Source organism: Nocardia coubleae NBRC 108252, assembly GCF_001612805.1.
GTDB lineage: Bacteria > Actinomycetota > Actinomycetes > Mycobacteriales > Mycobacteriaceae > Nocardia > Nocardia coubleae.
In genome coordinates this window covers 216,126-243,120 of the sequence record NZ_BDBD01000004.1, presented here as the reverse complement: position 1 = coordinate 243,120, position 26,995 = coordinate 216,126, and the positions used below count along the sequence as shown (strand labels likewise).

General features: G+C 69.4%; 19 protein-coding genes. 11 read left to right on the top strand and 8 right to left on the bottom strand.

What is annotated here, in order from left to right:
- Positions 1-21 precede the first annotated feature (21 nt).
- Genes NCO8_RS02915 through NCO8_RS02900 form a run of 4 tightly spaced genes read left to right on the top strand, consistent with a single transcriptional unit; the run spans position 22 to position 10,011 of the window.
- Positions 22-6,447 (top strand): type I polyketide synthase, encoded by a 6,426-nt coding sequence (locus NCO8_RS02915; protein WP_084456427.1) that lies wholly within the window; start codon positions 22-24, stop codon positions 6,445-6,447.
- Complete coding sequence (locus NCO8_RS02910; protein WP_067636620.1) at positions 6,447-7,853, top strand: condensation domain-containing protein; 1,407 nt, start codon at positions 6,447-6,449, stop codon at positions 7,851-7,853. The genes NCO8_RS02915 and NCO8_RS02910 overlap by 1 nt, the downstream gene beginning before the upstream one ends.
- Positions 7,850-8,566 carry a hypothetical protein gene (locus NCO8_RS02905; protein ID WP_210740573.1) on the top strand — a complete coding sequence of 239 codons (717 nt, stop codon included), beginning with the start codon at positions 7,850-7,852 and terminating at the stop codon, positions 8,564-8,566. Before NCO8_RS02910 ends, NCO8_RS02905 begins: the two co-directional genes overlap by 4 nt.
- Positions 8,563-10,011, top strand: coding sequence for an MFS transporter (locus tag NCO8_RS02900; protein WP_067636127.1), 1,449 nt, complete (start codon positions 8,563-8,565; stop codon positions 10,009-10,011). The genes NCO8_RS02905 and NCO8_RS02900 overlap by 4 nt, the downstream gene beginning before the upstream one ends.
- Before the next feature lie 15 nt (positions 10,012-10,026).
- On the opposite strand, the gene NCO8_RS02895 is transcribed toward NCO8_RS02900, so the two are convergent.
- Both NCO8_RS02895 and NCO8_RS02890 read right to left on the bottom strand, forming a co-directional pair.
- Positions 10,027-11,040 (bottom strand): Rv2578c family radical SAM protein, encoded by a 1,014-nt coding sequence (locus tag NCO8_RS02895; RefSeq protein ID WP_067636125.1) that lies wholly within the window; start codon positions 11,038-11,040, stop codon positions 10,027-10,029.
- A 31-nt stretch (positions 11,041-11,071) separates the two neighbouring features.
- A complete protein-coding gene (locus tag NCO8_RS02890; RefSeq protein ID WP_067636615.1) occupies positions 11,072-12,046 on the bottom strand; it encodes an NAD-dependent epimerase/dehydratase family protein in 975 nt (324 codons plus the stop codon).
- A gap of 191 nt (positions 12,047-12,237) precedes the next feature.
- Here NCO8_RS02890 and NCO8_RS02885 point away from each other — a divergent pair, with 191 nt between their 5' ends.
- Together NCO8_RS02885 and NCO8_RS02880 are read left to right on the top strand one after the other, a co-directional pair.
- A complete protein-coding gene (locus NCO8_RS02885; RefSeq protein ID WP_067493548.1) occupies positions 12,238-12,567 on the top strand; it encodes a type VII secretion target in 330 nt (109 codons plus the stop codon).
- Complete coding sequence (locus tag NCO8_RS02880; protein WP_067636123.1) at positions 12,564-14,204, top strand: hypothetical protein; 1,641 nt, start codon at positions 12,564-12,566, stop codon at positions 14,202-14,204. The genes NCO8_RS02885 and NCO8_RS02880 overlap by 4 nt, the downstream gene beginning before the upstream one ends.
- Positions 14,205-14,246: 42 nt before the next feature.
- On the opposite strand, the gene NCO8_RS02875 is transcribed toward NCO8_RS02880, so the two are convergent.
- Entirely contained in the window at positions 14,247-14,741 is a 495-nt protein-coding gene (locus NCO8_RS02875; RefSeq protein ID WP_067636122.1) for a hypothetical protein, read from the bottom strand.
- Positions 14,742-14,786: 45 nt separating this feature from the next.
- Positions 14,787-15,713: a KPN_02809 family neutral zinc metallopeptidase gene (gene ypfJ / locus NCO8_RS02870; protein WP_067636120.1), complete on the bottom strand. Its 927-nt coding sequence runs from the start codon at positions 15,711-15,713 to the stop codon at positions 14,787-14,789.
- A 196-nt stretch (positions 15,714-15,909) separates the two neighbouring features.
- Between ypfJ and aspS the strand changes: the two genes are divergently transcribed.
- Positions 15,910-17,712, top strand: a complete 1,803-nt coding sequence (gene aspS, locus NCO8_RS02865; protein WP_067636613.1) for an aspartate--tRNA ligase — start codon at positions 15,910-15,912, stop codon at positions 17,710-17,712.
- A 68-nt stretch (positions 17,713-17,780) separates the two neighbouring features.
- Complete coding sequence (locus NCO8_RS02860) at positions 17,781-18,749, top strand: DUF389 domain-containing protein (protein ID WP_067636118.1); 969 nt, start codon at positions 17,781-17,783, stop codon at positions 18,747-18,749.
- On the opposite strand, the gene NCO8_RS02855 is transcribed toward NCO8_RS02860, so the two are convergent.
- The gene (locus tag NCO8_RS02855; protein ID WP_067636116.1) at positions 18,746-19,765 is read right to left on the bottom strand and encodes a DUF2189 domain-containing protein; all 1,020 of its coding nucleotides are present in this window, start codon (positions 19,763-19,765) and stop codon (positions 18,746-18,748) included. The genes NCO8_RS02860 and NCO8_RS02855 overlap by 4 nt on opposite strands.
- Positions 19,766-19,958: 193 nt before the next feature.
- Between NCO8_RS02855 and NCO8_RS02850 the strand changes: the two genes are divergently transcribed.
- Positions 19,959-21,128 (top strand): phosphotransferase family protein, encoded by a 1,170-nt coding sequence (locus NCO8_RS02850; protein WP_067636114.1) that lies wholly within the window; start codon positions 19,959-19,961, stop codon positions 21,126-21,128.
- Positions 21,129-21,197: 69 nt separating this feature from the next.
- Positions 21,198-22,022, top strand: a complete 825-nt coding sequence (locus tag NCO8_RS02845; RefSeq protein WP_067636112.1) for a siderophore-interacting protein — start codon at positions 21,198-21,200, stop codon at positions 22,020-22,022.
- Between the two features lie 57 nt (positions 22,023-22,079).
- Here NCO8_RS02845 and NCO8_RS02840 read toward each other — a convergent pair whose 3' ends face one another.
- The 3 genes from NCO8_RS02840 to NCO8_RS02830 form a co-directional block, all read right to left on the bottom strand.
- Complete coding sequence (locus NCO8_RS02840; protein ID WP_067636106.1) at positions 22,080-23,324, bottom strand: RNA polymerase sigma factor; 1,245 nt, start codon at positions 23,322-23,324, stop codon at positions 22,080-22,082.
- Complete coding sequence (locus NCO8_RS02835; protein ID WP_067493566.1) at positions 23,321-23,674, bottom strand: YciI family protein; 354 nt, start codon at positions 23,672-23,674, stop codon at positions 23,321-23,323. Before NCO8_RS02835 ends, NCO8_RS02840 begins: the two co-directional genes overlap by 4 nt.
- 127 nt (positions 23,675-23,801) lie before the next feature.
- Positions 23,802-25,472 carry an alkaline phosphatase D family protein gene (locus NCO8_RS02830; protein ID WP_084456425.1) on the bottom strand — a complete coding sequence of 557 codons (1,671 nt, stop codon included), beginning with the start codon at positions 25,470-25,472 and terminating at the stop codon, positions 23,802-23,804.
- A gap of 116 nt (positions 25,473-25,588) precedes the next feature.
- Between NCO8_RS02830 and NCO8_RS02825 the strand changes: the two genes are divergently transcribed.
- The gene (locus tag NCO8_RS02825; protein WP_157104752.1) at positions 25,589-26,935 is read left to right on the top strand and encodes a replication-associated recombination protein A; all 1,347 of its coding nucleotides are present in this window, start codon (positions 25,589-25,591) and stop codon (positions 26,933-26,935) included.
- The last annotated feature ends 60 nt before the right edge of the window (positions 26,936-26,995 follow it).

Below are 26,995 nucleotides of genomic sequence, written 5' to 3'. Positions count from 1 at the left end.
GTCGAAACCGGAGGAAATTGCGTGTCGGATATTGCCATTGTCGGAATCGGTTGCCGGTTCGCGGGCGGAATCGATTCGCCGGAATCGTTCTGGGACTTCGTCGTCGACAAGCGCGACGGTGTCGTCGAGGTGCCTGCCGATCGCTGGGACTGGCGCCGCTACTACGACCCCGAGCCACGCACGCCGGGTCGCAGCTACACCAAGCACGGCGCCTTCATGACCATCGATCCCTGGCAGTTCGACCCCGACTTCTTCGGGATCTCCCCGCGCGAGGCCACCGTGCTCGACCCGCAGCAGCGGTTGATGCTGGAGGTGACCTGGGAGGCCCTCGACGACGCGGGCATCGCCGGGCAGGTAGCGGGCGAGCGGGTCGGCGTGTACGTGGGCGGCTTCGTCGTCGACCAGTCGGTGATCGGTGTGGTCGGGCCGGCGCTGTTCCACACCGACATGCACACCCCGGCCAGCGCCTCCTACACGATGCTGTCCAACCGCATCGCCTACGCGCTGAACCTGGTGGGCCCGGCGATCACGGTCGACACCGCGTGCTCGTCGTCGCTGGTCGCGCTGCACCTGGCCTGCCAGGCGCTCGACAACGACGACTGCCGGGTCGCCGTGGCGGGCGGGGTCAACGTGATGTTGCAGCCCGAGACCTTCGTCCTGATGTGCAAGGGCGGCTTCCTGGCCGCCGACGGCCGGTGCAAGTCCTTCGACGCCACCGCCGACGGGTACGGCCGAGGTGAGGGCGCGGGCATGGTGGTGCTCAAGAAACTCGACGACGCCGTGCGCGACGGTGACCGCGTGTACGCGGTCATCAAGGCGACGGGCTCGAACCAGGACGGGCGGACCACCGCGATCACCGTGCCCAATGTCGACTCCCAGGAGGCGCTGGCGCGCACCGTGTGCGAGCGCTCGGGCATCGCCCCCGACCGGATCACCTATCTGGAGGCGCACGGCACCGGAACCCTCGTCGGCGACCCGGTCGAATTGCGTGCGCTCGGCAGAGTTTTCGGCGCGCCGTCGGGCCGCTCGGGCACCATCGGTGTCGGTTCGGTGAAGGCGACGATCGGCCACACCGAGGCCGCCGCGGGCGTGGCCAGCGTGATCAAAGCGGCGCTGGCCCTTCGCCATCGCACGCTGCCGCCGCAGGGCTGGCTCGAGAACCCCAACCCCGACATCCCCTTCGACGAACTCGGCTTGCACGTACAGACCGAGGCGCAGCCCCTGCCCGCCGACGGGGAACCGATGTCCGTGGCGGTCAACGGTTTCGGTTACGGCGGCACCAACGCGCACGCCATCCTGCAGGAGTTCCGCGTGCCGGCGCAGGCGCAGGCCGAACCGCCACGGCACCTCGGCATTCTGCCCATCTCGGCGCGCAGCACCGGCGCGGCGCGGGCCTTGGCCGGCCGGTTCGCCGACCTCATCACCTCGGGTGCCGACCCGCAGCGGCTGGCCGAGGCGGCCTGGACCCGCATGGCGCAGCACCCCTTCCGCACCGGTGTGCTGCTCGACGGCGACACCGGCGATGTGGTTCGCGAACTGCACGAATACGCCTCGGGCGGCGGCCGCGACGCGGCCCGCACGGTGTCCTCGGCCGCCGCCGAACCGGTGTTCGTGTTCTCCGGCATGGGACCACAGCACTGGAAGATGGCCCGCGAACTGCTCGCCGCCGGTGGCGTATTCGCCGAAACCGCCCGCGAGATCGACGCCGAGTTCCGTGCGCTGGCGGGCTGGTCGATCCTCGAGGAGTTGAACCGGCCCGAGGACGAGTCGCGCGTCACCCGCACGGAGGTCGCGCAGCCGGCCAACTTCCTCGTCCAGGTCGGTCTGGTGCGTGAGCTGGCCGAATACGGCATCGCCCCGGCCGCCATCGTCGGACACAGTGTGGGCGAGGTGTCAGCGGCCTACGTCAGCGGCATGCTCTCGCTGAAAGACGCGGTGCGCGTGGCCTATCACCGCGCCCGTCTGCAGGCCACCACGGCGGGCACCGGCGGCATGCTGGCGGTCGGGATGAGTACCGACCAGGTGACCGCGCTGATCGGCGACGACCCGAGTGTCGACATCGCCGCGATCAACAGCCCCACCTCGCTCACCCTGTCCGGCGATGTCGACCGGCTCGACGAGATCGCCGAGAAGCTCACCGAGGACGGCATCTTCGCCCGCAGACTGCGGGTGGAGGTGCCCTACCACAGCCGCCTGATGGAGCCGATCCACGACGAACTGTGCGAGGTGCTCGCCGACCTGGCCCCGCAGGCACCCACCGTGCCGCTGTACTCGTCGGTGACCGGCGAACTCGTCACCGAGGGCGCCTGGAACGCCGAGTACTGGTGGTCCAATGTCCGTGAGCCCGTGCGGTTCCACGCCGCGATCGGCACACTGCTCGCCGCGGGCAACCGGGTGTTCCTCGAGGTCGGCCCGCACCCGGTGCTGTCGGGCAATATCCGCGAGGCCATGGTCGACGCGGACGTCAACGGCACCACGGTGCCGACCCTCGACCGCGAACAGTCCGATTCGCACAGCCTCCGGCGCACCCTCATCGGCCTGCACGCGGCCGGTGTCCTCGACCGCGAACGGCTGTTCCCGGCTGTGCCCACCGCGCACGTGCCGCTGCCGCGCTACCCCTGGCAGCGCACCCGACTGCACTCGGCGCTGCCGCTGTTCGAACAGGCCCGCCTCGGCACGCCCGGCACGTACGCCATGCTCGGCGACCCCGACGTGGAGGGCCGCCCCGAATGGCTGCTCCAGGTCGGCACCCAGTTGCTGCCCTGGCTGGCCGACCACGTGGTCAACGGCGTCAAGATCATGCCGGGCGCGGCCTATCTCGATGCCGCGCTCAGTGCCACCGCGCAGCGGATCGGCAGCAAGCAGGTCGCGCTGGAAGGGGTCCGGTTCGTCGCGCCGCTCGTCATGGGCGCCCCCGATGTGCCGTTGGTCGCGATGAGTGTGGAGGAGGCCAGCGGCCGGTTCCTGATCCGCTCCCGCAGCGCCACCGGAACGGCGTGGACGGTGCACTCGACCGGGCGCACCCTGACCGGCGCGCTCGAACAGACCGAGGTCGAACTGCCCACGATCGACGTCGGCGTCGATGTGGACCCGGCCATGTTCTACGCGGGACTCGCCTCGGCGGGGCTGCAGTACGGTCCGTCCTTCCAGCGGGTGACCTCGGTGCGCGTCGGCCGCGATGTCGTGCTGGCCACCGTCGACGGCAGCATCGCCGCCGACTCCGGGCACCTGGCGCATCCGGCCGTGGTCGATGCCGCCATGCAGTGCGCGGCCATGCTGTTCACCGACGAACGGATCAACGAGGGCGTCATGGTGCCCGTCGGGGTGACGGCGGTACGCCTGCTCGCCGACCTGCCCGCGCGGATCACCGTCATCGCCCGCCGTGACCCGAAGGCCCGGCTGCGTGCCGATGTCGACCTGCTCGATCAGGACCGGAAGCTGGTGGCGCGCTTGACCGGACTGCAGATCGGCGCGCTCAAACCCGGCGACGACCCACTGCACCGGATGGCCGACTTCTACTACACCGAGACGCTCGAGGAACGTGAGCCGCTCGACCCCGCGGCGCTGGCCGAGGCCGGATCGGTGTCGACGGTGATCGTCGGTCTCGGCGAGAGCCCGCGCACCGCGCGACTCGCCGCGGCCTTCCCCGATTCGCGGGTGTATGTCGTCGACCCGGCGAGCGAGCAACTCGAAGCTGATCTGGTCGCGCTCCTGACCGCGGCCGAGGCCGAGGACAAGCAGCGCGTGCACGTCTGCGTCGTGGCCGGGGCGGGCACCGACGATGTCGCCGACCTGTGGACGCTCAAGCGCATCGCGGTCGCGATCTCGGAATACGTCACCCCCACCGTCGAAGGCGCCGCACCGCAGATCCACTTCGGCGACGGCACCGTCCACGCCACCCTGGTCACCGAATCCGCGTTCGCCACGCCCGACAGCGACGTCGCGCCCGACCCGAGACAGGCCGCGTTCGCCGGCGCGCGACGTGTGTTGCTCAACGAGCAGACCCCGCTGCGCTGGCGCCTGATCGACACCGAACCGGGCACGCCGATCGCCGATCTGGTCACCGAACTCGGTGTGCCGGGAGCGTTCTCGCTCGACAACAGTGACGAGGTACTGCTGCGTGGCGGAGTCCGTCTCGCACCGGTGGTGACCAAACCGCTGCCCGAGCGCATCGAGGAACTCGAGACAGCGCACCCGCTCACCGACCCGGAGGCCAACTTCGAACTGGACATGCCGCGGACCCGCCTGCTGTCACAGGTGGCCTGGCGGCAGTGCCCACGCGTGGCGCCGGGTACCGGGGAGATCGAGGTCGCGATGGCGGTGATCGGGTTGAACTACAAGGACCCGCTCAAGATCATCGGTCTGCTCGGTGAACGTGAGCTCGCCCCGACCTATTTCGGCACCGTGCCCGGTATGGAGGGCATGGGCACCGTCGTGCGCGTCGGTGCGGGCGTCACCGATGTGGCGGTGGGCGACAAGGTCGCGGTGGCCTCCAAGGGCATGATGCGCCGGTTCGCCACGGTCGACCGGGAACTGGCGGTGGTCGTTCCCCCCGACACCGACCCCGCCTACTGCACCAGCACCATCGCCTTCGGCACGGCCGAATACGCCCTGCACGACCTGGCCAGGCTGGAGCCCGGCGAGACGGTGCTCATCCACGGCGCGGCGGGCGGTGTCGGCACCGCGGCCATCCAGGTCGCCAAGGCGATCGGCGCACGCATCATCGGCACGGCGAGCTCGCCCGAGCGCCGTGAGCACGTGCTGGCGATGGGTGCCGACTTCGCGGTGAACTCGCGCTCGCTCAACTTCGTCGACGACGTGCTCGCCTTGACCGGCGGCGCGGGCGCCGACGTGATCATCAGCAGTGCTCCCGGCGAGATCCTGCGCCAGAACTTCAATGCCGCCGCCGAATTCGGCCGCATCGTCGAGGTCGGCAAGGCCGACATCTATACCGGTGGGCTGCTGGAACTGGCCAACTTCGACAAGAACCTCGCCTACTACTCGATGGACCTGGACCGCCTGGTCGCGGTGCGCCCGCAGCGCCTGTCGCGGCTGTTGCAGCGGGTGTTCGAGAAGGTCACCGAGGGCGTGTACACGCCGCTGCCGTATCAGCTGTTCGAGACACACGAAGTGAGCCAGGCCTTCGAGGAGACGCTGCGATCCTCGCGGGTGGGTCGCGTCGCGCTGCGCATGGACGACCCGCAACCACCCGTGCGTCCCTACCTGCCGCCCCTCGAAATCGACGGCGACGCGAGCTATCTCATCACCGGCGGGTTCGGTGGGTTCGGGATGGCGATCGGCCGGTGGCTGGCCATGCGCGGTGCGCGCCGCCTCGTGCTGGTCGGGCGCAGCGGGGCGAGCACCGACACGGCCGAGCGTCAACTCGAGGTGTGGCGCTCGATCGGTATCGAGGTGGTGGAGGAACTCGCCGACGTCACCGACGCGGCCGCCGTCGCGTCGATCATCGCCCGCACGCACAGCGATGAACACCCTTTGCGCGGGGTGTTCCACGCGGCGGGTGCGGTGGCCGACAACCGGCTGGCCAAGATGGAACTGGCCGAACTCGACCGCGTCTACCGGCCCAAAGTCCAAGGCGCGCAGGTGATCCACCAGGCGATCGCCGACGCGGGCATCACCCTGGACATGTTCGTGCTGTGCTCCTCCGGCGGTTCCATGTACGGGATCTACGGCCAGTACAACTACTGCGCCGCCAATGTGGCGGTGGAAACCCTGGCCCGGCGCTGGGCCGCGGCGGGGGAACGGGCCCTGTGCATCGGCTGGGGTCACCTGTCCGGTGCCTCGGGCGGCATGGCGTCGGACGAAACCGCCGAAAAGTACCTGGACCTGGTCGGTTTCGGCCCGATCGACATGGCCGACGCCACCGCCTACCTCGAACAGACCTTGCGTCTGGGCGCGACCAACGCCGCGATCATCCCCACCGACTGGGTGAAGCTCACCGGCACCTTCCCCCAGCTGATCCGCACCGGCCGCACCGCCGGACTCGCGAAGTCCTCCGCCAAGGACACCTCCGAATTGGCCAGGCTCCGAGCCGAACTGGCCGCGATGGAGGAGGCCAAGCGTGGGCCCGCGATCGCCAGGAAGATGGCCGAGGAACTCGCGGTCGTCATGGGCGTGCCCGTGGAGTCGATCGACATGACCGTGCCGGTGCCCGAACTCGGGCTGGATTCGCTGATGGCGGTCGAGCTGGGCGCACGCGTCACCAAGACGCTCGGCATCGACCTGATGTCGATGCAGATGGGCCGCTCGTTCAGCTTGGAACAGGCCGGACCGAAGGTCGCCGAGTTGATCCTGGCCTCGGAACCCGCTGCCACACCGCCGCTTCCGGAGGTCGTACCGGTACCGGGGGAGGACGCCGCACCGACCGAGGTGCCCGAGCAGTGGACCGTCGACCGCGCCTCCGAGATCTCGATGGCGGGATCGCACTGATGGTCGAGTTCGGTCTGATCGACGAGTGGCGGCCCGCGCCGGGACGGCTCGTGACCTGGTTCGCCTCGGCGGACTCGGTCGCGCGCGCGGCACGGGCACCGGTCCATCCGGCGCCGCCGTCGCTGCAACAGGAACAGTATCTGCGCCTGGCCGCCCGGCACGCGGGCGCGGACTTCCGCTTCTCGGGTCTGTGCCTGGTGACCGCGCGCATTCCCACCACCGAACTGGATCGGGACGCCATCACCCGGGCGATCCACAAGTTCCTGCTGCGCCACGACACGTTCCGCACCTGGTTCACCGTCGAACCGGGTGGCGCGGTGCGCCGTCACCTCGTTCCCGAGGCCGATGTGGAGTTCCTCCCGGTCGACTACGGCTACATCGACGACCCCGAGGCGATCTGCCGGCACGTCGAGAAGACCACACCCGGTCCGTTCCAATGGGATTGCTTCACCTTCGGTGCCATCGAGCACGAGGACTCGACCACCGTCTACCTGGCCGTGGACCACCTGCACACCGACGGCCTCGGCCAGTACCTCTCGGCCGCCGACTTCGCCCAGCTCTACGCCGCCGAACTGTGGCCCGACGCCGAACCGCTCGCCCCCGCGGCGAGCTACCTGGACTACTGCCGCAACGAACGGTTCCTCAGCGATCAGCAGACACTGGCCTCGGCCGGGGTGAAGAAGTGGCTGGCATTGTTGCGCGGCAACGACAACCGGCTGCCGAGCTTCCCGCTCGACCTCGGCGAGAAGACCGACGGATACCACCGCAGCGCCCACCGCAGCATCGTGCTGCTCGACGAGGAACAGGGTGAGCGCTTCGAGGAGGTCTGCCGGGCCAACAGCGCCGATTTCGCCGGCGGGGTGTTCGCCGCGGCCGCGCTGGCCGAACGCGAACTGGTCGGGTCGGACTACTACTTCGGCATGACCCCGGTGAGCACCAGAACCTCGGCGGCGGAGAACAATTCGGTCGGCTGGTATGTGACGCTGGTTCCGGTCGCGTTCCCGCTCCCGGAACGGCTGACGATCGGGCGCGCGATCAGGACCGCCCAGCGCGCCTACGACAGCGGACTCCTGCTGGCGCCCACGTCGTTTCATCGCGTCCTCGAACTGCTGCCCGCCGATTCGGAGATCAAGGCCGAACCCGGCTGGGTGACCCCGATGATCTCCTTCATCGACGCCAGGGACTTCCTCGGCAACGAGCTGTTCGACAGCCTGCACGCCGGGGTGTTCGCCAACCGCGCCGCGTCCGAGGAAGCGCTGATCTGGATCAACCGGTTGCCCGGACAGACCTCGCTGAGCGTCATCTTCCCCGACACCGCGATCGCCCAGGAGAACGTGGGCCGCTACCTCGACACCATGAAGTCCGTGTTCGGAGCCATCATCGACAGCGCCGCGGAGATCCCGTGATCCGAGAAGAATTCGTCCCCTCCATCTTCCGTGACCCGTTCATCCCCGACGGCGAGAAGTCGACCTATCACGTCGGCATCACCGGACAGCCCGGCGGGATGGAGGTGTCCCAGGTGGTCGTGCACAACCGGGGCGGCTACCACACGACGTTGGAGGTCGGCCCCGCTCAGCGGCATCGTGACGGGCGCGAGCCGGTCATGTCGATCGAACAGCGCATCGGCCGCATCGACGGGCGCCTGCACGCGGAAACCTATCGCGCGCAGACCTTCTCGGGATCGACGCTGGTGTCGCGGGAGGAGGCGAACTTCGTCGACACCGTGCACCTGCAACCCGGTGGCCTGCCCGAGCCCTACCCGGCGAACGTGATGCCGATCGCCGCCGGGCTCACCCTGCTGCGCGGCCTGGAATTCGCCGAGGGGCTGATGGAGACCGTCGATGTGTGGCTGGCGTTCTCGGTGCACTGGCCGCTGCTCGTGCGGGTGGAGAAACAGGTCGTGCTCACCGGGCCCGCCGGGGTGTTCTCCTGCTGGCAGGTCCGGTTGCGGCCGGGCTTCGAGCACGTGAACGGGATGCTCGACAAGATGGTCGGGTCCGTGGTGCCGCCGTTCCTCGCCCACTTCGAGGTGTCGGCGCCGCACCGGCTGGTGCAGCTGAGTTTCCCGACGCAGATGTCGATGTCGGCTCCGCGCGCGACGATGGAGTTGGTGTCGTGACCGTCACCGAACAATCGCGAACGCCCGAACTCGGGGCCTGGCTGGCGTTCGGTGCCTGCCTGATCGCGGTGTTCATGCAGATGATCGACGTGACGATCGTGAACACCGCCCTGCCGAACCTGACCGCCGACCTCGGTGCGTCACGCTCGGCGCAGCTGCTGGTGATCTCGGGGTACGCGCTTGCCTTCGCCTGCACCCTGCTCACCGCCGCCCGGATCGGGGCGATGGTCGGGCGGCGCACGATGTTCCTGGTGTCGGTCGCGGCCTTCACCGCGGCGTCGGTGTGGTGCGGGCTGGCCGACGGCGCAACGGAATTGGTGATCGCACGAGTGGTGCAGGGCGCGGCCGGGGCGGGGATGGCCGCGCAGACCATCGCGATTCTCACCGCCGGGTTCCCACGCGAACGCCACCCGCTGGTGTTCGCGCTGTACGGGGGCGTGGCGGGATTCGCCGGGATGCTCGGACCGATCGTCGGGGGAGTGTTACTCACCCTCGACATCGGTGGCTGGGGCTGGCGGTCGGTGTTCCTGATCAACCTGCCGATCGGAGTGTTCGCGTTCGCGCTGGCCTGGAAATTCCTGGACCGCAACAGACCCGAAGGACGCCACCGCCTCGACTTGGTCGGTGCCGGTTTGTCCGGGTTGGGGCTGTTCGCCCTGATCGCGGGCATGGCGCAGATCCAGCAGCACGGCTGGCGCCTCGACCTGGTCGCGGTCGTCGGTGCCGGCCTGGCCCTCACGGCCGTGTTCCTCGCCCAGCAACGTCGACGGACCGCACGCGGTGCGTCACCACTCGTGCACCTGGAACTGTTCGGCAACAACGGTTTCCGGGTCGGCTCGGTGCTGGTCGGTGCCTTCTTCGGGCTGTTCACGGGGTTCGTGTTCGCAGCATCGATCACGATGCAGGACGTGCTCGGTTACTCACCGCTGCTCACCGGCATGGTGATGACCCTGTTCGCCCTCGGTGCCGGTGCGGGTGCCATCGGTTCGCTGATCCTGGTGCCGCGCTTCGACATCTGGGCGCTCGCGGGTGGGATTGCGCTGTTCGGTGGGTGCATCGGCGCGGGCGGGGTGTATCTGTACCTGGTCGACGGCGTGGCCAGTGCGCTGCTGTGCGCGGGTCCGGTGTTCGCGGCCGGGTTCGGTGTCGGGGTGTTCGGCGTGCAGCTGCAACCGATGATGCTGTCGGGGTTGGACGCCGACCGGATGGCCGAGGCGTCCGGGGTACTGCCGACCATCGAACAGGTCGGCAATGCGGTCGGACTGGCGGTGTTGACCACGGTGTTCTTCAGCTCGCACAGCCTCGGCGGCGCCGTCATGATGATGGGTGCCATCTGCGGTGTCGCCTTGCTTCTCGCCGCGCTGACCCTGGCGATGCCGGGGCGAGAGCAGCGCGAGGCAGCCGCTGCCAGTGTTTCTCGCGAGGAGGTGCTCGACGGCGCCTGAACTCACGCCGCATCCTCAGCCGAACAAGGTGAGTTGCGGGTTCGTCGGCGCGGGCGCGGCGGTCGGCGGAGTCGTAGGGCCCTGCTCGCGGCGGAGACCGTGAGCGGTGAGCAGGGGGTTCACCCGGTCGCGCAACCAGTCGCGGTAGGTGGGGGTGACATTGGCGCCCCGGTTGTAGAGCTGGCGGTAGCGACGCATCAGGGCGGGGTGTTCGGTATCGAGCCAGGCCAGGAACCAATCGCGGGTGGGGCCACGCAGATGCATGGGGAAAGCCATGGCACTGGTGGCGCCCGCGTCGGCGATCGCGGCGAACAGGGCGTCGAGGTGGGCGCGGCTGTCGGTGAGGCACGGAATGATCGGGGCCGCCATCACATGCACGGAGAAGCCCGCGTCGGCCAGCGCACGCACCAGGTCCAGGCGGGCACGGGGCTCCGGGGTGCCCGGTTCGAGACTGTGATGCAGGTCGGGATCGAGAATCGCGATCGACACCGCCACACTCACCTCCACCCGCCGCGCCGCCTCGGTGAGCAGCGGCAGATCCCGGCGCAGCAGCGGACCCTTGGTGAGAATCGAAAACGGCGTCCCGGAATCGGTGAGCGCGCGAATGATCCCCGGCATCAACCGGTATCGCCCCTCGGCCCGCTGATACGGATCGGTATTGGTACCGAGCGCCACCGCCTCGCGCTGCCACGACCGGCGCCCCAATTCCCGCCGCAACACCGCCGCCACATTGGTTTTCACCACGATCTCGGAATCGAAATCACGCCCGGCGTCCAACCCGAGATATTCGTGACTGCCGCGCGCGAAACAGTACCGGCACGCATGCGAACACCCGCGCATCGGATTGATGGTCCACCGGAACGGCAACGCGCTGCTCTCGGGCATCTTGTTCAGCGCGCTCTTGCACAACACCTCGTGAAAGGTGATGCCGTCGAACTCGGGCGTGCGGACGGTGCGAACGAGCCCCGCCCGGCTCAAACCGGGCAGGGCACCGTCATCGGCATCGAGGGTCTGGGTCTGCCACCGCACCCTGTGAGTCGAACATGCGTTCGATCAGGTGTCAAGCGTGCTGCGGTGCGAGCGCGAAGTCGACGAGGTCGTGGATGCTCTGCTGGATCGGGCGCGGGTGGTAGCCCAGTTCGCGTTCGGCTTTGCCGTGGTCGACGACAGGGGCCGAGATGATCGCGCCGAGAGCGGCTTTGGAGAGCACGTCCGAACCGAGGCGCTTGCCGATCGGTTCGAGTACCGGCATGAGCGCGCCGATGAGACCCGCCGGGATGGCGAAACGCGGTCCGGTGGCACCCGCGTGCCGGGCGGCGATCCGGCACAACTCGAGCAGGGTGATCATGTGCCCGCCCAGCAGGTAGTTCTCGCCGGTGCGGCCCTTCTCGCCTGCCAGGATCAGGCCGTGCGCCACATCGCGGACATCGACCATGTCGAAGCCGCCACCGATCATCACGGGGACGCGACCGCGCGCGCAGTCCACCGTGGTGCGGTTGACGCGGGAGAGCTGGCGCAGGTTGTCGATCGGGCCGAAGACACCGGTCGGGTTGACGATCACCGCGTCGAGACCCCGTTCGATGGCGGGCCGCAGCGAGAGCTCGCCGGTCCATTTGGAACGGTCGTACACGGGCAGTTCGGGATTGTCGGAGCGTTGGGAGTTCTCGTCGATGTGCCCACCCGCGCGGTACTGGTCGAAGGCGTGGATGGAACTGGTGTGCACGAACCGGCGCGCGCCCACCTCGAGCGCGGCCTCGGCCGTGACCCGCACACCCTCGGTGTTCACCCGCCAGGCCAGATCGTTGTTCTTGGCCAGCGTGATGAGGGCGACCAGGTGGTACACCACCTCGGCGCCGTCCAGCGCCGTGCGCATCGACGCCGCGTCGAGCACGTCACCCTCGACCCAGGTGACGGCCGGGTCGGTGGTGGCGGGGGCGACGCGGTCGATGGCAACCACCTCGTGTCCGCGCTCCACGAGCTGAGGGATCAGGTTGGAACCGAGGTAGCCGGCTGCGCCGGTCACTGCGACCTTCATGGGGCCGAGGATATAGAACATGTTCTAGTTTTGCCATCGAATGCCGCAGATCGGGTCCGTCGCGAGTCGAAACCGCGCGGGGTATTCGGCTATATTTGGCGCACTGCGCAATCGGGCGGTCGCGTCGGGAGTTGCGCGGCTACCCGATCGTGGTCTCCAGACCGACTTTTCACGACGAGTGGGGGATTCGCATGACCGATCTCTCGGTGCAAACCGAAGGTGTCAACGCGTTCGCGACGACCAATGCCGGGGTGGCGGGGCAGATCGCGGCGGCGGGCAATTTCGACCTGGTCGCCAATGTCTCCGCGATGACACCCGTGTTCGGGCTCATCGGCGCCGACTACCTGGCGATGTTCGCGGCCGCGCAGGTGTTGCAGGCCAAGGACATCAATGAGCTGTCCGCCAAGTTCGGGTCGCTGTCGGACGCGGCGTTCCGCTCGTCGGTGACCTTCGACGCCACCGACATCGACAACGCGGCGCAGATCGCGCGCCAGGCCGCCGGGATCGGGGGCGCGGCATGAAGCCGCTGAGCGCGGACACCGGCGTGATCAGCCCGGAAGCGTCGCTGGCCACCGCCGAGACCGAGACACAGTCCGCCCTCGGCGCCGTGCCGCAGGAGCTGGCGGGTCAGGCCATTCTCGACGTGCCGCTGGTGCAGCTGCCGGAGGACGTCGAGGAACCGGTCTTCACCCTCGCCCAGAAGATCACCGAGGAAACCCAGCAGGTCGGCATGCCCACCGGGCTGCCCGGCCTCTCCGGGCTCGGCGCGGGCACAGACGCCCAGGACATCCTGACCGGTATCTCGGACGACGCGTCCTCGGCGCTCACCGACGTGCAGGGCGCGCTGAGCCAGGCCACGATCGATCCGTTCGGCACCGCCGAGACCCTGATGAACCAGGCCAAGAGCGCCGTCACCGGGGCGACGGGCGGCGCGGGTGGTGCGGGCGGTGCCTCGAACACCGGGGCCGGTGGCAACTCGGCCGCCGCGACCACCCTCACCGAAGACCCGGTCGCGGCCCTGATGAACGGCCTGTCGCTGCCCGCGCTGCCCGGCATCGAGACGCTGTTCCAGCCGTTCCTCGACCTGCTCAGCAGCTTCGGCACCGGCGTGTTCGGCTCGCTCGACCCCACCTCCATCCTGAGCAACTCCTCGGCCGTCATCGAACAGGCCATGACCCTGGCCCAGGGCGGCGTGAAGACCGTGCAGCAACTGTGGGAGGGTCAGGCCGCCGACGCAGCGACCACCGCCAGCCAGCAGGCGCAGGCCCAGGGGCAGGAGACCAGTCAGCGCGGCATCGACATCTCCGCGCTCACCCAGCAGGCGGCGGCGGTCGTGCAGACGGGCAACGCCCAGCTCACCTCCATCGCCACCACCTTCGCCGCGCAGGCGACGGCGCTCGCCCCGACCATCATGCTGCCGCCCACCCAGGCCACGCTCATCGGCCTGGCGACCACGCACCTGGGCGAGGCGGTCACGGTCGTCAACGCCACCCGCGGCCAATTGGCCGGGTACACCGGCGAACTCAGCGGTGTGGTCGGTCAGCTCGCGAGCCAGAGCGGACTGCCCTCGCCGGAAGAGGTGCTCTCGGCGGCGTCGGAGAACATCGGCGAACCGCTGCTCACCCAGGCCGAAGACGCGCTGAGCAGCGCCACCGAGACCAGTGCGGCCAGCACCGGCGGCACCGGTGGAACCACCACGTCCCCGGCGGGCACCAGCCCGGCGGGCACCGGTGGCACGGGCGGCGGCGGTGGCTCGAGTGCCGCGCTCGGCGCCCTCGGTACCGCGCGCGGTGGCGGCGGTGGCGGAGGCGGTGGCGGCAGCTCGAGCGGCACTCCGAGCGCCGGCTCGCCGAAGTCGACGGCACTGCCCGGCTCCGCGATGCCCGCCGCCGGTCGCGTGATGGCGACGGGCCTCGGCACCGGCATGGGTGGTGCGAGCACCACGCCCGCGAGCGCGGGTTCCGGATTCATGGGCGGCAGCCCGGGTGCGGCAGGCGCGGGCCAGCGCGCCAACGACGAGGAACACGGCCGCACGGTGCAGCCCTACCAGAGCCGCACCGGCAACGAAGACCTCACCGGTCTCCTCGGCGAAGCCACGCCCGAGGTCATCGGCGCCGTCCACGAGGACGAACGCACCGCCGACGAAGACCGGTTCTGATCGAGGTTCGCCCGCGGCCCGGTGCCGCGGGCGAACCCGGACTCACTTCTCGAAGGCGTCGACCAGCTTCTTGGTGAGGTCGGTGAAACGCTTGCGCGCGGCCTGCTGCTCAGGGTTGAGGCCGTCGGCCGCGTCGGGGGAGTAGACCACCAGGTGGGCGTCCTCGGCCGGATCCTCGGTGAGCAGGTCGACGATCTGGGTGCCCTTGCCCTCACCGGCGGGGATACCGAAGTCGACCTCCTGCAGCGCCTCGATCTCCTCGCGCGCGGCCGAGATCACGTCGGCGGCAACCTTTCCCCGCTCCTCCTTCGGCGCGGTCTCGGCCTTGCGGTCCTTGCTCACCGCGTCGGGCCGGTAGACGGCCGTGCCGTCGTCGAACACCTGCAGCACCGGTCGCAGATCGGTGCGTGTCGACCACCCGGCGGGGATGGTGGTGACGCTGATCAGGGGTAGCGGCGCCGGTTCGGCATGGGCGAGCGCGCCCGCACCGGGCAGTGCGAGCGCGCAGACGAGCAGACCGATGATGGGCAGGCGCATGGTTTCCCCTCGATGAAAAACGCTGTGTCGGATCGGGTTCGAGGGTCAGCGTAACCCGGGGGGATTGTTCAGGTCGGTGGCGGAATAGGTATCGCAGGACTGCACCGAACCGCTGCGGTAGCCGGCGAGGAACCACTTCTGCCGCTGATCCGATGACCCGTGCGTCCACGATTCCGGATTCACGCCACGGCCCGCCGCACGCTGGATGCGGTCGTCGCCGACGGCGTTGGCGGCCGACAGTGCGTCGCGGATGTCATTGTCCGACAACGGCTTCAGGAACGGCTGCGTGCTGCCCGGTGCGTTCTGCTTGTCGGCGAAATGCGCCCACATGCCCGCATAGCAGTCGGCCTGCAGTTCGGTGCGCACCGCACCGGATTCGGGTCCGCGCGGATCCTGCTGCGCGCGGCCGATATCGCCGAGCTGGTTCTGGATGTGATGGCCGACCTCGTGGGCGACCACGTACTCCTGCGCCAGCGGCCCGGCACTCGCGCCGAACCGGTCGACGAGTTCCTGGAAGAAGCTGGTGTCGAAGTAGGCAGTGCGATCGGCGGGGCAGTAGAACGGGCCGACATCGCTGGTCGCGTTACCGCACCCGGTGTTCACCGCCCCCGTGAACAGGACGAGTTCGGGCCGCACGTACCGCTGACCGGTCTGCTCGGGCAGTTCCGCACCCCACACCGCGTCCAGGCTCTGCGCGGTGAGCACCACCCGGCAGTCGACGTACTTGTTCGCATCGGCGCCGGTTTTGCAGTGTTCCGGTGTTCCGGCGGTCGCGTCCCCACCCTGGTACTGGCCCCCGGACACGCCCGTGCCGGTTCCGGTACCGGTCAGGTCGACGCCGAACAGCAGGCCGACCACCAGCAGGATCAGCCCACCCGCGCCACCACCGACGGCCAGCTTGCCGCCCATCCCCGGTCCGCCGCCCGAGGATGCCCGGCCCGGATCGATCTGCATACCCTCGTTGAAGGTCATCGCGGTACTCGCCTTCGCTCGGTTGTCCACTGCCCTGCAGCACCATTGGCCACCGCGCGCGCAGCCGTCGCGCAGGGCGCGCGACAAGCTTGACACGGCGCGGAAGATATCGGTTTTCCCTCGCCCATCGTGTCTCACTACGATGGTCGTGCGCCGGGTGTTCTCCACGGTGCGAAAAATCGTCGAAAGGAATACCGTGCTGCGCACCCACTTGGCTGGTTCGCTGCGAAGCGAGCACGCCGGTCAGACCGTCACCCTCACCGGCTGGGTGGCCCGGCGGCGTGACCACGGTGGCGTGATCTTCATCGATCTGCGTGACGCCTCGGGAGTCGCGCAGGCGGTGTTCCGCGAAGGCGAGGCGGCCGAGCAGGCCCACAAGCTGCGCGCGGAGTACTGCGTGCAGATCACCGGTGTGGTGGAGCAGCGTCCCGACGGCAACGAGAACCCCGAACTGCCGACCGGCCAGATCGAGGTCGACGTCCGCGAACTGGTCGTGCTCAACGAGAGCGCGCCGCTGCCGTTCCAGCTCGACGAGACCCCCGGCGACGAGGCCCGCCTCAAGTACCGCTACCTCGACCTGCGCCGCGAGGGCCCCGGCCACGCCATCCGCCTACGGTCCAAGGTCAACGCCGCCGCCCGCGAGGTGCTCGGCGCCCACGAGTTCATCGAGGTCGAGACTCCGACGCTCACCCGGTCCACCCCGGAAGGCGCCCGCGACTTCCTGGTCCCCGCCCGCCTGCAGCCGGGCAGCTTCTACGCGCTGCCGCAGAGCCCGCAGCTGTTCAAGCAGCTGCTGATGGTCGGCGGTATCGAGCGCTACTACCAGATCGCGCGCTGTTACCGCGACGAGGACTTCCGCGCCGACCGTCAGCCGGAGTTCACCCAGCTCGACATCGAGATGAGCTTCGTGCGCCAGGAGGACGTGATCCTGCTGGCCGAGGACATCCTCACCGCGCTGTGGAAGCTGGTCGGCCACGACATCGTCACCCCGATCCCGCACATGACCTACGCAGAGGCGATGCGCCGCTTCGGTTCCGACAAGCCCGACCTGCGCTTCGGTGTGGAGATCACCGAGCTCACCGACTACTTCAAGGACACCCCGTTCCGGGTGTTCCAGTCCGAGTACGTCGGTGCGGTCGTGATGCCCGGTGGCGCGAGCCAGCCGCGCCGTCAGCTCGATGCCTGGCAGGAGTGGGCCAAGCAGCGCGGAGCCAAGGGTCTCGCGTACATCCTGATCAACGAGGACGGCACCCTCGGCGGCCCGGTCGCCAAGAACCTGTCGGACGCCGAGCGCGAGGGGCTGGCCAAGCAGGTCGGGGCCGAGCCGGGTGACTGCGTGTTCTTCGCGGCGGGCGCGACCAAGTCCAGTCGTGCCCTGCTCGGTGCCGCGCGTGGCGAGATCGCCCGCAAGTGCGACCTCATCGACCCGAACGCCTGGGCTTTCGTCTGGATCGTCGACGCACCGATGTTCGAACCGGCGGCCGAGGCCACCGCGAGCGGCGACGTGGCCCTGGGCCATTCGTCCTGGACCGCAGTGCACCACGCCTTCACCTCGCCCAAGCCGGAGTCGATGGACACCTTCGACACCGACCCGGGTTCGGCGCTGGCCTACGCCTACGACATCGTATGCAATGGCAACGAGATCGGTGGCGGTTCCATCCGTATCCACCGCCGTGACGTGCAGGAACGGGTGTTCGCGGTGATGGGCATCGACAACGAGGAGGCCCAGGAGAAGTTCGGCTTCCTGCTCGACGCCTTCTCCTACGGCGCCCCGCCCATGGGTGGCATCGCCTTCGGCTGGGACCGCATCACCGCCCTGCTCGCCGGGGAGGACTCGATCCGCGAGGTGATCGCGTTCCCGAAGACCGGTGGCGGCGTCGACCCGCTCACCGACGCGCCCGCGCCGATCACCGCCCAGCAGCGCAAGGAAGCGGGCATCGACGCCAAGCCCGAGGTCAAGGGCGGCGACGCGCCGAAAGCTGTTGCGGCGCAGAAGTAGCGACCGGAAAGCGGCACCGGTAGCTTCTGGGATGGTCCCGTGGGGGACCGGTGACCAGGAGGCTATCGGTGCTGCATCTGCGCATAATCAGTCCACCCGAGCAGACCGCTGAGCTGGTCCGTCTCCTCGAAGCCGATGCGGGCGTCACCCATCTGACGGTGGCGCCCGGCATCGCGGTCGACCCCGGCGGCGACCTCGTCCAGGCCGACATCGCCCGCGAGGCGGCCAACAAGATCCTCGACGACGTGAAGTCGCTCGGACTGGTCCACACCGGTGGCATCACGCTGGGGCCGGTGGAAGCGGTGCTGTCCGACGCCGCCGACCGCGCGGTCCACGCGGCGCCCGGCGACCCGAGCGACGCCGTGGTCTGGGAGCAGCTGCTCGTGGAGACCCACGAGGAGTCCTCGCTCAACTCCACCTTCCTCGCGTTCTTGACGATCGCGTGCCTGCTCGCCTCGATCGGGGTGGCGACGAATTCGCCCGTCACCATCGTCGGCGCGATGGTGGTCGGCCCGGAGTTCGGGCCGCTGGCCGCGCTGTCGGTCGCGCTCGTCCGCCGCAATTGGCGGCTGGCCCGGCGGTCGATGATCGCGCTGGCCGTGGCGTTCCCCGTCGCGATGACGATCACGTTGTTCGCCACCATGCTGTGGGAGCGGATGGGCTGGATCACCGTCGAGGGCGTGATGGACGCGCACAATGTCGACTTCATCTACCAGGTCGGGCCGTTCTCCCTGGTCGTCGCCCTGCTGGCCGGGGCGGCAGGCATGCTGTCGCTGGTCACCGCGAAATCGGCGGCGCTGATCGGGGTGTTCATCTCGGTGACCACCGTGCCCGCGGCAGGCTATGCGGTAGTGGCCGCGACGCTCGGTCAGTGGCACCGGGCGTTCGAGTCGGCGGGTCAGCTCGCGGTGAACCTGATCGGCATCGTGGTTGCCGGTGTACTCGTGCTGGAACTGCGACCGCGCGCGGGCGACGAATCAGGCCCGATCGGCCGCTTCAAACGGGCGATCGGCATGCGCACCCCGCTCGAGCACTAGACGCGGGCGACCGGCCCGGCGGTGAGCATCCGGTAGGCGTAGGTGACCGCGATGGCACACACCGGCCCCGCGACGAACAGGCCGATCCCGCAGGCGAGTACACCGACGAAGGTGACGAGCATGATGGTGAGGAACAGCAACACCGAGGCCCACAGGTTGGCCAGCACCAGCATGCCGCTCGCCTTGATCGCCTCGACCGGTCCGTAGTCCTGGTCGATCACGAAGTGCAGCGAGAACATGCACAGGAACCCGACGATCACCCCCGGCGCCAGGCACAGCGCGGACGCGAGCAGGGTCGCGCTGAACGCCAGCAGTGCGGTGAGCAACACGTTGCCCGCGTTCACGAAACGGAAGAACGACCCGAAAGCCGGTGGGTATCCGTCTGTTTCGTACAGCGCGCCACGCACCATCGCCGCCTGCAGCAACCACAGCGCAACCAGCACGACCAGGAACAGGAACAGCACGCTCAACGGCGAGGTGGGGTTCACGATCTGGACGATCGCGAGCGCGCCGAGGTAGATGAGCACACCCACGCCGATGATGCCGAGCCACGGTCCGGGATTGGTGCGGAAGCGTTCCACGCCGTAGCTCAGGGACTGCCCGATATCGAGCGCCTGTGCTCCCGAATGGAGGTAACCCGACGGCTGCCCGGACTGCCCCGGCGACACGCCACCGGCGGGGGCCGTGGCGAAACCCGAGGTTTCCGGTTTCTCCTGTGGCACCGCATAACCCGGGCCGGTGCCCGGCTGACCGTAGTGCGGCGCGCCCATTCCCGATCCGGCAACCGACGGCGGGGGTTCGACCGGTTCGCTGCCGTACTGGGCGGCACCCGGTCCTTCGAACTGCGGATAGCCTGCGCCACCGGCCATTCCGTGCCTGCCCGTTCCGGAGCTCGGGGCGGCCGGGTGACCGGGTCCTTCGTGGCGTCCGGTGCCGTGGGCGAATTGCCCGCTACCGCCGGGCGCAGGCGACCCACCCGGTGAATCGCTCGATGCGGCGGACGGTGTGTCGGTCACTGTGGTAGACCTTTCGACTCAACCGGTTTGCGGTGTGGCGCACTGCAGTTGACGTCGAGAAAACCCGACGAGCGACAGATGTGTCAAGCGAACAGGCACACTCGCGCAACCGTGGTGCCAACACGCCGGGCGACGCGGAAAGGTTGCGTAACCGCTCGCTAGAAGTGACCAGGTACGAGTAGCTTGAGAGGCGATGACCGCACTATTGGCCGAACGCGCCGCCGACGTCGTGTCCGCAGCACAACAGTTGCTCACAAAGCGAATGGGTGCTGCGGTGAAGCTGAGTGATCCAGTGGAGCTCAGTGGTAGTGGCAGGACCACTGTCCTGCGGGTGCGTGTCGCGGAGAACGCTTTCTCGCTCCCGCGCACGCTGATCGTGAAGCAGGTGCGTGGCTCCGCGCAGGACCGCGTCACCGGTGGCATGGCACCGGGCGTCGCCAGCATCGACGCGGCATTCCTGCGCGAGGCGGTGTCCTACCAGTTCACCACCGCCCTGAGCCGCGAACATCGCCCCGGCGCCTACCTCATCGCGCACAGCGTGCCCGACCGCATCCTCGTGCTGTCCGACCTCGGCGACAACGCGCTGCTCACCTCGGTGCTCGCCGCGCGCGCCGAACCGGGCACCCGCAACGCGCTGATGGCGTTCGCGCAGGCCCTCGGTCGCATGCACGCCGCGACCGTCGGCCGCGAACCGGACTTCATCGCGCTGATGCGCCGGGTCGACTCGGCACACCGCGTGGACGGCATCGCCCAGCAGGCGCAGGCCGCGATCGCCGAGGTGCCGGGTCTGCTCGAGGCGGAGCTCGGCATCGAGGTGCCCGGTGAGATCGCCGAACGCATCGTGCACGGCAACCGGTTGTTCACCGCGGGCCGCTACCGTGCGTTCAGCCCCTCGGATCTGTGCCCGGACAACGTCATCATGAACGACGAGGGCGCCCGCTTCCTCGACTACGAGTGGGGCGGTTTCCGCGACGCGACCCTCGACATCGCGTACGCGCTGGTGTCGTTCCCCGGGTGCCTGTGTGACTTCGAATTGTCGCGCGGCCGGGCCAGGGAGATGGTCGAGGCGTGGCGTTCGGCCGTGGTCGGCGTGTGGCCCTCGCTGGCCGACGACAGGGTGCTCGCCGAACGAATCCTCGAGGCCCGCCTGATCTGGGTGTGGCTGTCGACCTACTGGTTCCTGCCCGCCGACCACACCCGCATCGCCACGGCCCGCGAGCACGGTCTGTCCGTGCCGCGATCGGAAGCGCTGATCAACCGCTGGTCGGCGCTGGCCGAGGACGCGCGGGTCACCGGCGACGACGCGGTCGGCGACTTCGCCGAACAGGTGTCGGCGATGCTCGAGGAACGCTGGTCGGAGTGAGAACGTAGCTCCCCACATGGTCCCCGACGCGGAGTAGCGTCGGCGGGGATCCGAGAGTTGGGAGCAGACGTGCCGCAGTCGATCACCGTCACCGTCGTCGGCAAGCAGTGGCTGACACCGCACCTGGTGCGCGTCGTCGGCACTGTCGCCGACGGTGCGTTCACCCCGAACGCCTTCACCGACGCCTACGTGAAATTGATCTTCCCCGTGCCCGGCGTCGACTACCCCGAGCCGTTCGATCTGGACACGGTGCGCGAGACGATGGATGCCGCCAGTCAGCCCGTACTGCGCACCTACACCGTGCGCGCCTACGACGCGTCACGTCGCGAGATCAGCATCGACTTCGTCGTCCACGGCGACGAGGGCATCGCGGGCCCCTGGGCGGCCGCGGTCGAACCGGGCGAAGAATTCCGCCTGTTCGGCCCCGGCGGTGCCTTCGCCCCCGACCCCGCCGCCGACTGGTACCTCCTGGTCGGCGACGAATCGGCGCTGCCCGCCATCGCCGCCGCCGTCGAGGCATTGCCCGCGGGCGCACCCGCCCAGGTGTTCGTCGAGGTCGGCGGCGCCGAGGACGAGATCTCGCTGGCCTCGGCCGCCGACGTCCAGGTGCACTGGGTACATCGCGGCGTGTCCTCGGACGCGGTGCCCGACGACCTCGCCGGCGCGAACGCGCCGCTGGTCGCCGCGGTGCGTGCGGCCGACTGGCTCCCCGGCCAGGTCCAGGCATTCGTGCACGGAGAAGCGGAAGCCGTCATGCGCAACCTCCGCCCCTACCTGCGCAAGGAACGCGACGTCGCACCGAAATGGCTGTCCGTCTCGGGCTACTGGCGCCGCGGCCGCACCGAGGAGGGCTTCCGCGAATGGAAGCGCGAGCTCGCCGCCGAGAACGCCTGAGCGCGACCGAGTCCGCCGCAACCGGGACGGCGCTCGTCGCCCTGACCGGCCGGTCCGTCACCCGGACAGGGTGGTCAGCTTGCCTCGAAGATGCGCTCGTTCCACCGCGTTGTCGGTGAACAGCAGCGCGTCCTCGTAGGCGGCGACCGCCTCCTCGACCCGACCGAGCTCGGCGAGGAAGGCCGCCCGGGCGGCGTGCAGATAGCCGTATGTGGCCAGAGCCGGTTCCGCGCCGAGCGGACGCAGCAATTCCAGCGCCCGTGCCGGATCACCCGCCAAACCGACCGCCACGGCGTGATTGAGCTGGGCGACCGGTGACGGCCAGATCCGCAGCAACAACCGGTACAGGCCGATGATCTCGGGCCAATCGGTGTCGGCCCAGCTGGGCGCCTCGTCGTGGACGGCGGCGATCGCCGCCTGCAGGGTGTACCGATCGGTGTGTGGCAGAGCCTGTTTCACCAGGCCGATGCCCTCGGTGATCGCCGCGTGATCCCAGCGGGTGCGGTCCTGGTGTTCGAGCGTGCACAGCTCGCCTGCCGCGTCCACGCGGGCGGCTCGCCGTGCGTCGGTGAGCACGATCAGTGCCAGCAGGCCGGTCACCGACGGATCATCGGGTACCAGCGCGTGCATCATCCTGGCGAGCTGGAGAGCGCGATCGACCAGATCCGCGCGGACGAGATCGTCACCGGCGGGCGCGGTGTGACCGGTGGTGAACAGCAGATGGATCACCGCGCAGATCGCGTCGAGCCGCTGCGGCAGCTCACGGATCGACGGAACCCGATACGGGATGCCCGCCACGGCGATCTTCTTCTTCGCCCGGGTGATGCGCGCCGCCATGGTCGACTCGCTCACCAGGAACGCTCGCGCCACCTCGGCGGTGGTGACTCCGCAGACCAACCGCAGGGTCAGGGCGACCTGTGCCTGCGGGGACAGCGCCGGATGGCAGCAGGTGCTGATCAGCCGGAGCCGGTCGTCCGGGATCACCGGATCGTCGCACTCGGCCAGGGCCAGGTCGGCGGTGTCGGGCACAGGTTCGTCGACGACCAACTCGGGCAGCGACCGGCGGAAGATGGTGTCGCGGCGCATCAGGTCGAGGCCGCGCCGCCTGGCGACGGTCGTCAGCCAGGCACCCGGCCGGGCCGGGACACCATCGGCCGCCCACGCGGTCAGCGCGGTCGCGTAGGCGTCCTGCACGCATTCTTCGGCCAGATCGAAATCCCGGACCAGCCGCACCGTCGCGGCGAGCACGAAGGCCCATTCGCGACGGTGCGCCTGCTCGACGGCCGCGGCCGCCGTCGTCACGGCTGCGGGAAGACCTTGATCGGGCGCACTTCCACCCCACCCGTGGGAGCAGGCACCTGCGCGGCGATCGCGATCGCGGCGTCGAGATCGGGCGCCTCGATCAGGTAGTAGCCGCCGAGCGCCTCCTTCGCCTCGGCGAACGGGCCGTCCGTCACCACTACCTCACCCGACGCGTCGTGGCGGATCGATGTGGCGGTCGCGGTGGGCTGCAACGCGTGACCGCCGAGGTTGGCCGCGCCGGTGAGCTGCTGGAAGGTGCGATGCGCGGTGAGCATGTCGTCGAGTTCGGCGGGGGACATGGCGGCATAGGTCGCCTCGTCGCCGTAGATCAGGACCAGGTACTGGCTCATGAGGGGGCTCCTTCGGATCGTGGTCGCCCGTTCGTCGGGTGGCCGTACTCATCCGACGAACGACCGCGGTGGTGATCGACAGCCGCTGGTGAGAATTCTGCGCCGATTCCCGAGAAGCCGCGCCCGATCAGTGCACCGGTGTGGTTCGTGGTTCGAGGCGGCCGCCGGAGCGCACCGCGAACGAGGTGCCGTGGCGGATTCCGGTGGCGGGGTCGGTGACGTCGAAGGCGTAGAACCAGTCCATCTGGGTTGCCTCGGGGGTCACGTCGAGGACGCCGAAACCGTGTGAGTCCAGTTCCACGTATCGCAGGTGGTGGTTGGCGGCCTTGATGGCTTCCTCGGCCGCGATCGAGGTGGTGCGCGGCGGAGTTTTCGTCATGTCGGTGACGCTGGCCGAGGTGACCGACGGGATGACGAACTCCGCGCCGACCGTCGGTCCGCCCGGGTAGTTCGCGGCGTTCAGTGGTAGGTCGGCGGCCCAGGAGGTGTGGATGTCACCGGTCAGGAACACGACATCGCCGATCTGATCGCCCGCGATGGTCTCGAACAGGGTGCGGCGGTCGGCGGTGTAGCCGTCCCACTGGTCGCCGTTGACGGTGATGCCGCCCTGCGGGATGCCGAGGGCGGCGGTGATGGCCTCGGTGGTCGCCGGTTCCAGCGGCGGGAACACCACCGGCGCGATCATCACCGAATTGCCGACCAGCTTCCACTGGGTCGGCGACGAGACCAATCCCGCTGTGAGCCAATCCATCTGGGCCCGGCCGGTGATGGTGCGCGCCGGGTCGTCGGCGTGCCGCCAGCCCGCGACCGGCCCCGCCTCCTCGTCGCGGTAGCTGCGCAGGTCGAGCATCGACAGCTCGGCGAGGGTGCCGAACCGCAGCCGCCGGTAGATCTGTACCGCCCCGTCGGACCGGGTGGCGCGCACCGGCATCCACTCGAGGTAGGCCCTGGCCGAGGCTGCCCGACGGTCGGCCCAGGCGCCCTGGGTGGCGGGGTCGTGGTCCTCGGAGCCCTCGCGCCAGGAATTGTCGGCCGACTCGTGGTCGTCCCAGGTGCAGATGAAGGGCAGCACGGCGTGCAACGCCATCAGGTCCGGATCGGTCTTGTACTGGCCGTGGCGGATCCGGTAGTCGGCGAGGGTGACGATCTCGTGCGCCGGATCGTGCGCGCGCACCGCTCCGGCGCGGCCGACGTACTCCCCGCGACCGTATTCGTAGATGTAGTCGCCGAGGTGGACGATGGCGTCGAGGTCGCCGCGCGCGGCCAGGTGCCGGTAGGCGCCGAACCAGCCCGCTTCCCAGTTCGAGCACGACACCAGGCCCAGGCGCAACCGGTCGACGGAGCTGTCGGCCGCGGGCGCGGTGCTGGTGCGCCCGATCGGGGAGGTCTGCCCGAGCGCGTGGAAGCGGTAGCAGTAGCCGGTGCCCGCCGACAGGCCTTTCGCGTCGATCTTGACGGTGTGGTCGGTGTCGGCGGTCGCTGTCACGGTGCCGGAGGCGGCCACCTGTGTGAAGGTCTCGTCGGTGGCGATCTCCCAGCGCACCGAGGTCGCGTCGCCGAGGCCCGAGCCGGGTGTCGAATCGTCGTCGACGCTCACGCGCGTCCACAGGATCACCGCGTCGGGCAGCGGATCGCCCGAGGCCACGCCGTGCCGGAACACCGCTCCGGTCGCGTGGGCCTGCGCCGAACCGATCAGCACCGCCGCCGCGGCCGCTGTGCTGCCTTTGAACAGGGTGCGGCGGGCGAACAGCCCCGCGGGCACGACCTCGGTGTTTTCGACCACGATCAGCGATCTCATCCCAGCGCGGCCCGGCGCGCAAGTCGGACACGCAGAATTTGGTCACCTGTTCAGATTCGCTGCCCGTGCCGGGCGATCGACCGGATGTGTCCGAGGGTCTCGGTACCCTGCACGACGTGAGTGATCAGCTGTTCGACGTGCCGGGCGAACCCGCCGAGCCCGAGCGTGGACTCGACGCGGTGGTGCGGCGCGATCCCGGGGCGCCGCTGGCGGTCCGGATGCGGCCGCGCTCGCTGGACGAAGTGATCGGTCAGCAGCATCTGCTCGGCCCCGGTTCGCCGCTGCGCAGGCTGGTCGAGGGGTCCGGCGCCGCATCGGTGCTGCTCTACGGCCCGCCCGGCACCGGCAAGACCACCCTCGCCTCGTTGTTGTCGCAGGCCACCGGGCGCCGGTTCGAGGCGTTGTCGGCATTGTCGGCGGGTGTCAAAGAGGTGCGCGCGGTCATCGACCTCGCGCGCAAACGGCTGGCCGTTGGCGAACAGACCGTGCTGTTCATCGACGAGGTGCACCGGTTCTCCAAGACCCAGCAGGACGCGCTGCTCGCGGCGGTGGAGAACCGGATCGTGCTGCTCGTCGGCGCGACCACCGAGAACCCGTCGTTCTCCGTGGTGTCGCCCTTGCTGTCGCGCTCGCTGGTGCTGCAGTTGCAGTCGCTCACCACCGACGACATCCGGACGGTGCTCGAACGCGCGATCGCCGACGAGCGGGGGCTGGCGGGGGAGTACACCGTCACCGAGGAGGCGCTCGACCACATTGTGCGGGTCGCAGGCGGGGATGCGCGCCGGGCACTCACCGCGCTCGAGGCCTCGGCGGAGTCGTCGCTCGACGGCACCGTCGACCTCGAACTGGTCGAGGCGAGCGTCGACAAGGCCGCCGTGCGCTACGACCGCGCGGGGGACCAGCACTACGACGTCATCAGCGCCTTCATCAAATCCATCCGCGGCTCCGATGTGGACGCGGCCCTGCACTATCTGGCCCGCATGCTCACCGCGGGCGAGGACCCGCGCTTCATCGCCCGGCGCCTGATGATCCACGCCAGCGAGGACGTCGGCATGGCCGATCCGATGGCGTTGCAGACCGCGACCGCGGCCGCCCAGGTCGTGCAGCTCGTCGGCCTGCCCGAAGCGAAACTGGCGCTGGCGCAGGCGACCATCCACCTGGCCACCGCGCCGAAATCCGGTGCGGTCACCTCGGCGCTGGCCGCGGCCATGTCCGACATCACCGCGGGCAAGGCGGGCGCGGTGCCACCGCACCTACGCGACGGGCACTACGCGGGCGCCAAGGCTCTGGGCAATGCCAAGGGCTACAAATTCCCGCACAACCACCGCGGCGGTGTGGTCGCCCAGCAGTACCCGCCCGACGAGATCGTCGGCACCGACTACTACGAACCCACCGATCACGGCTTCGAACGCGAGGTCGGTTCCCGCGTGAGCAAGCTGCGCCGCATCATCCGGGGCAGCTGAGCACGTCACGTCCGGATTGTCGTCGAGACCACCGACTCCGGCGGAAAAGCGGTGGATCGC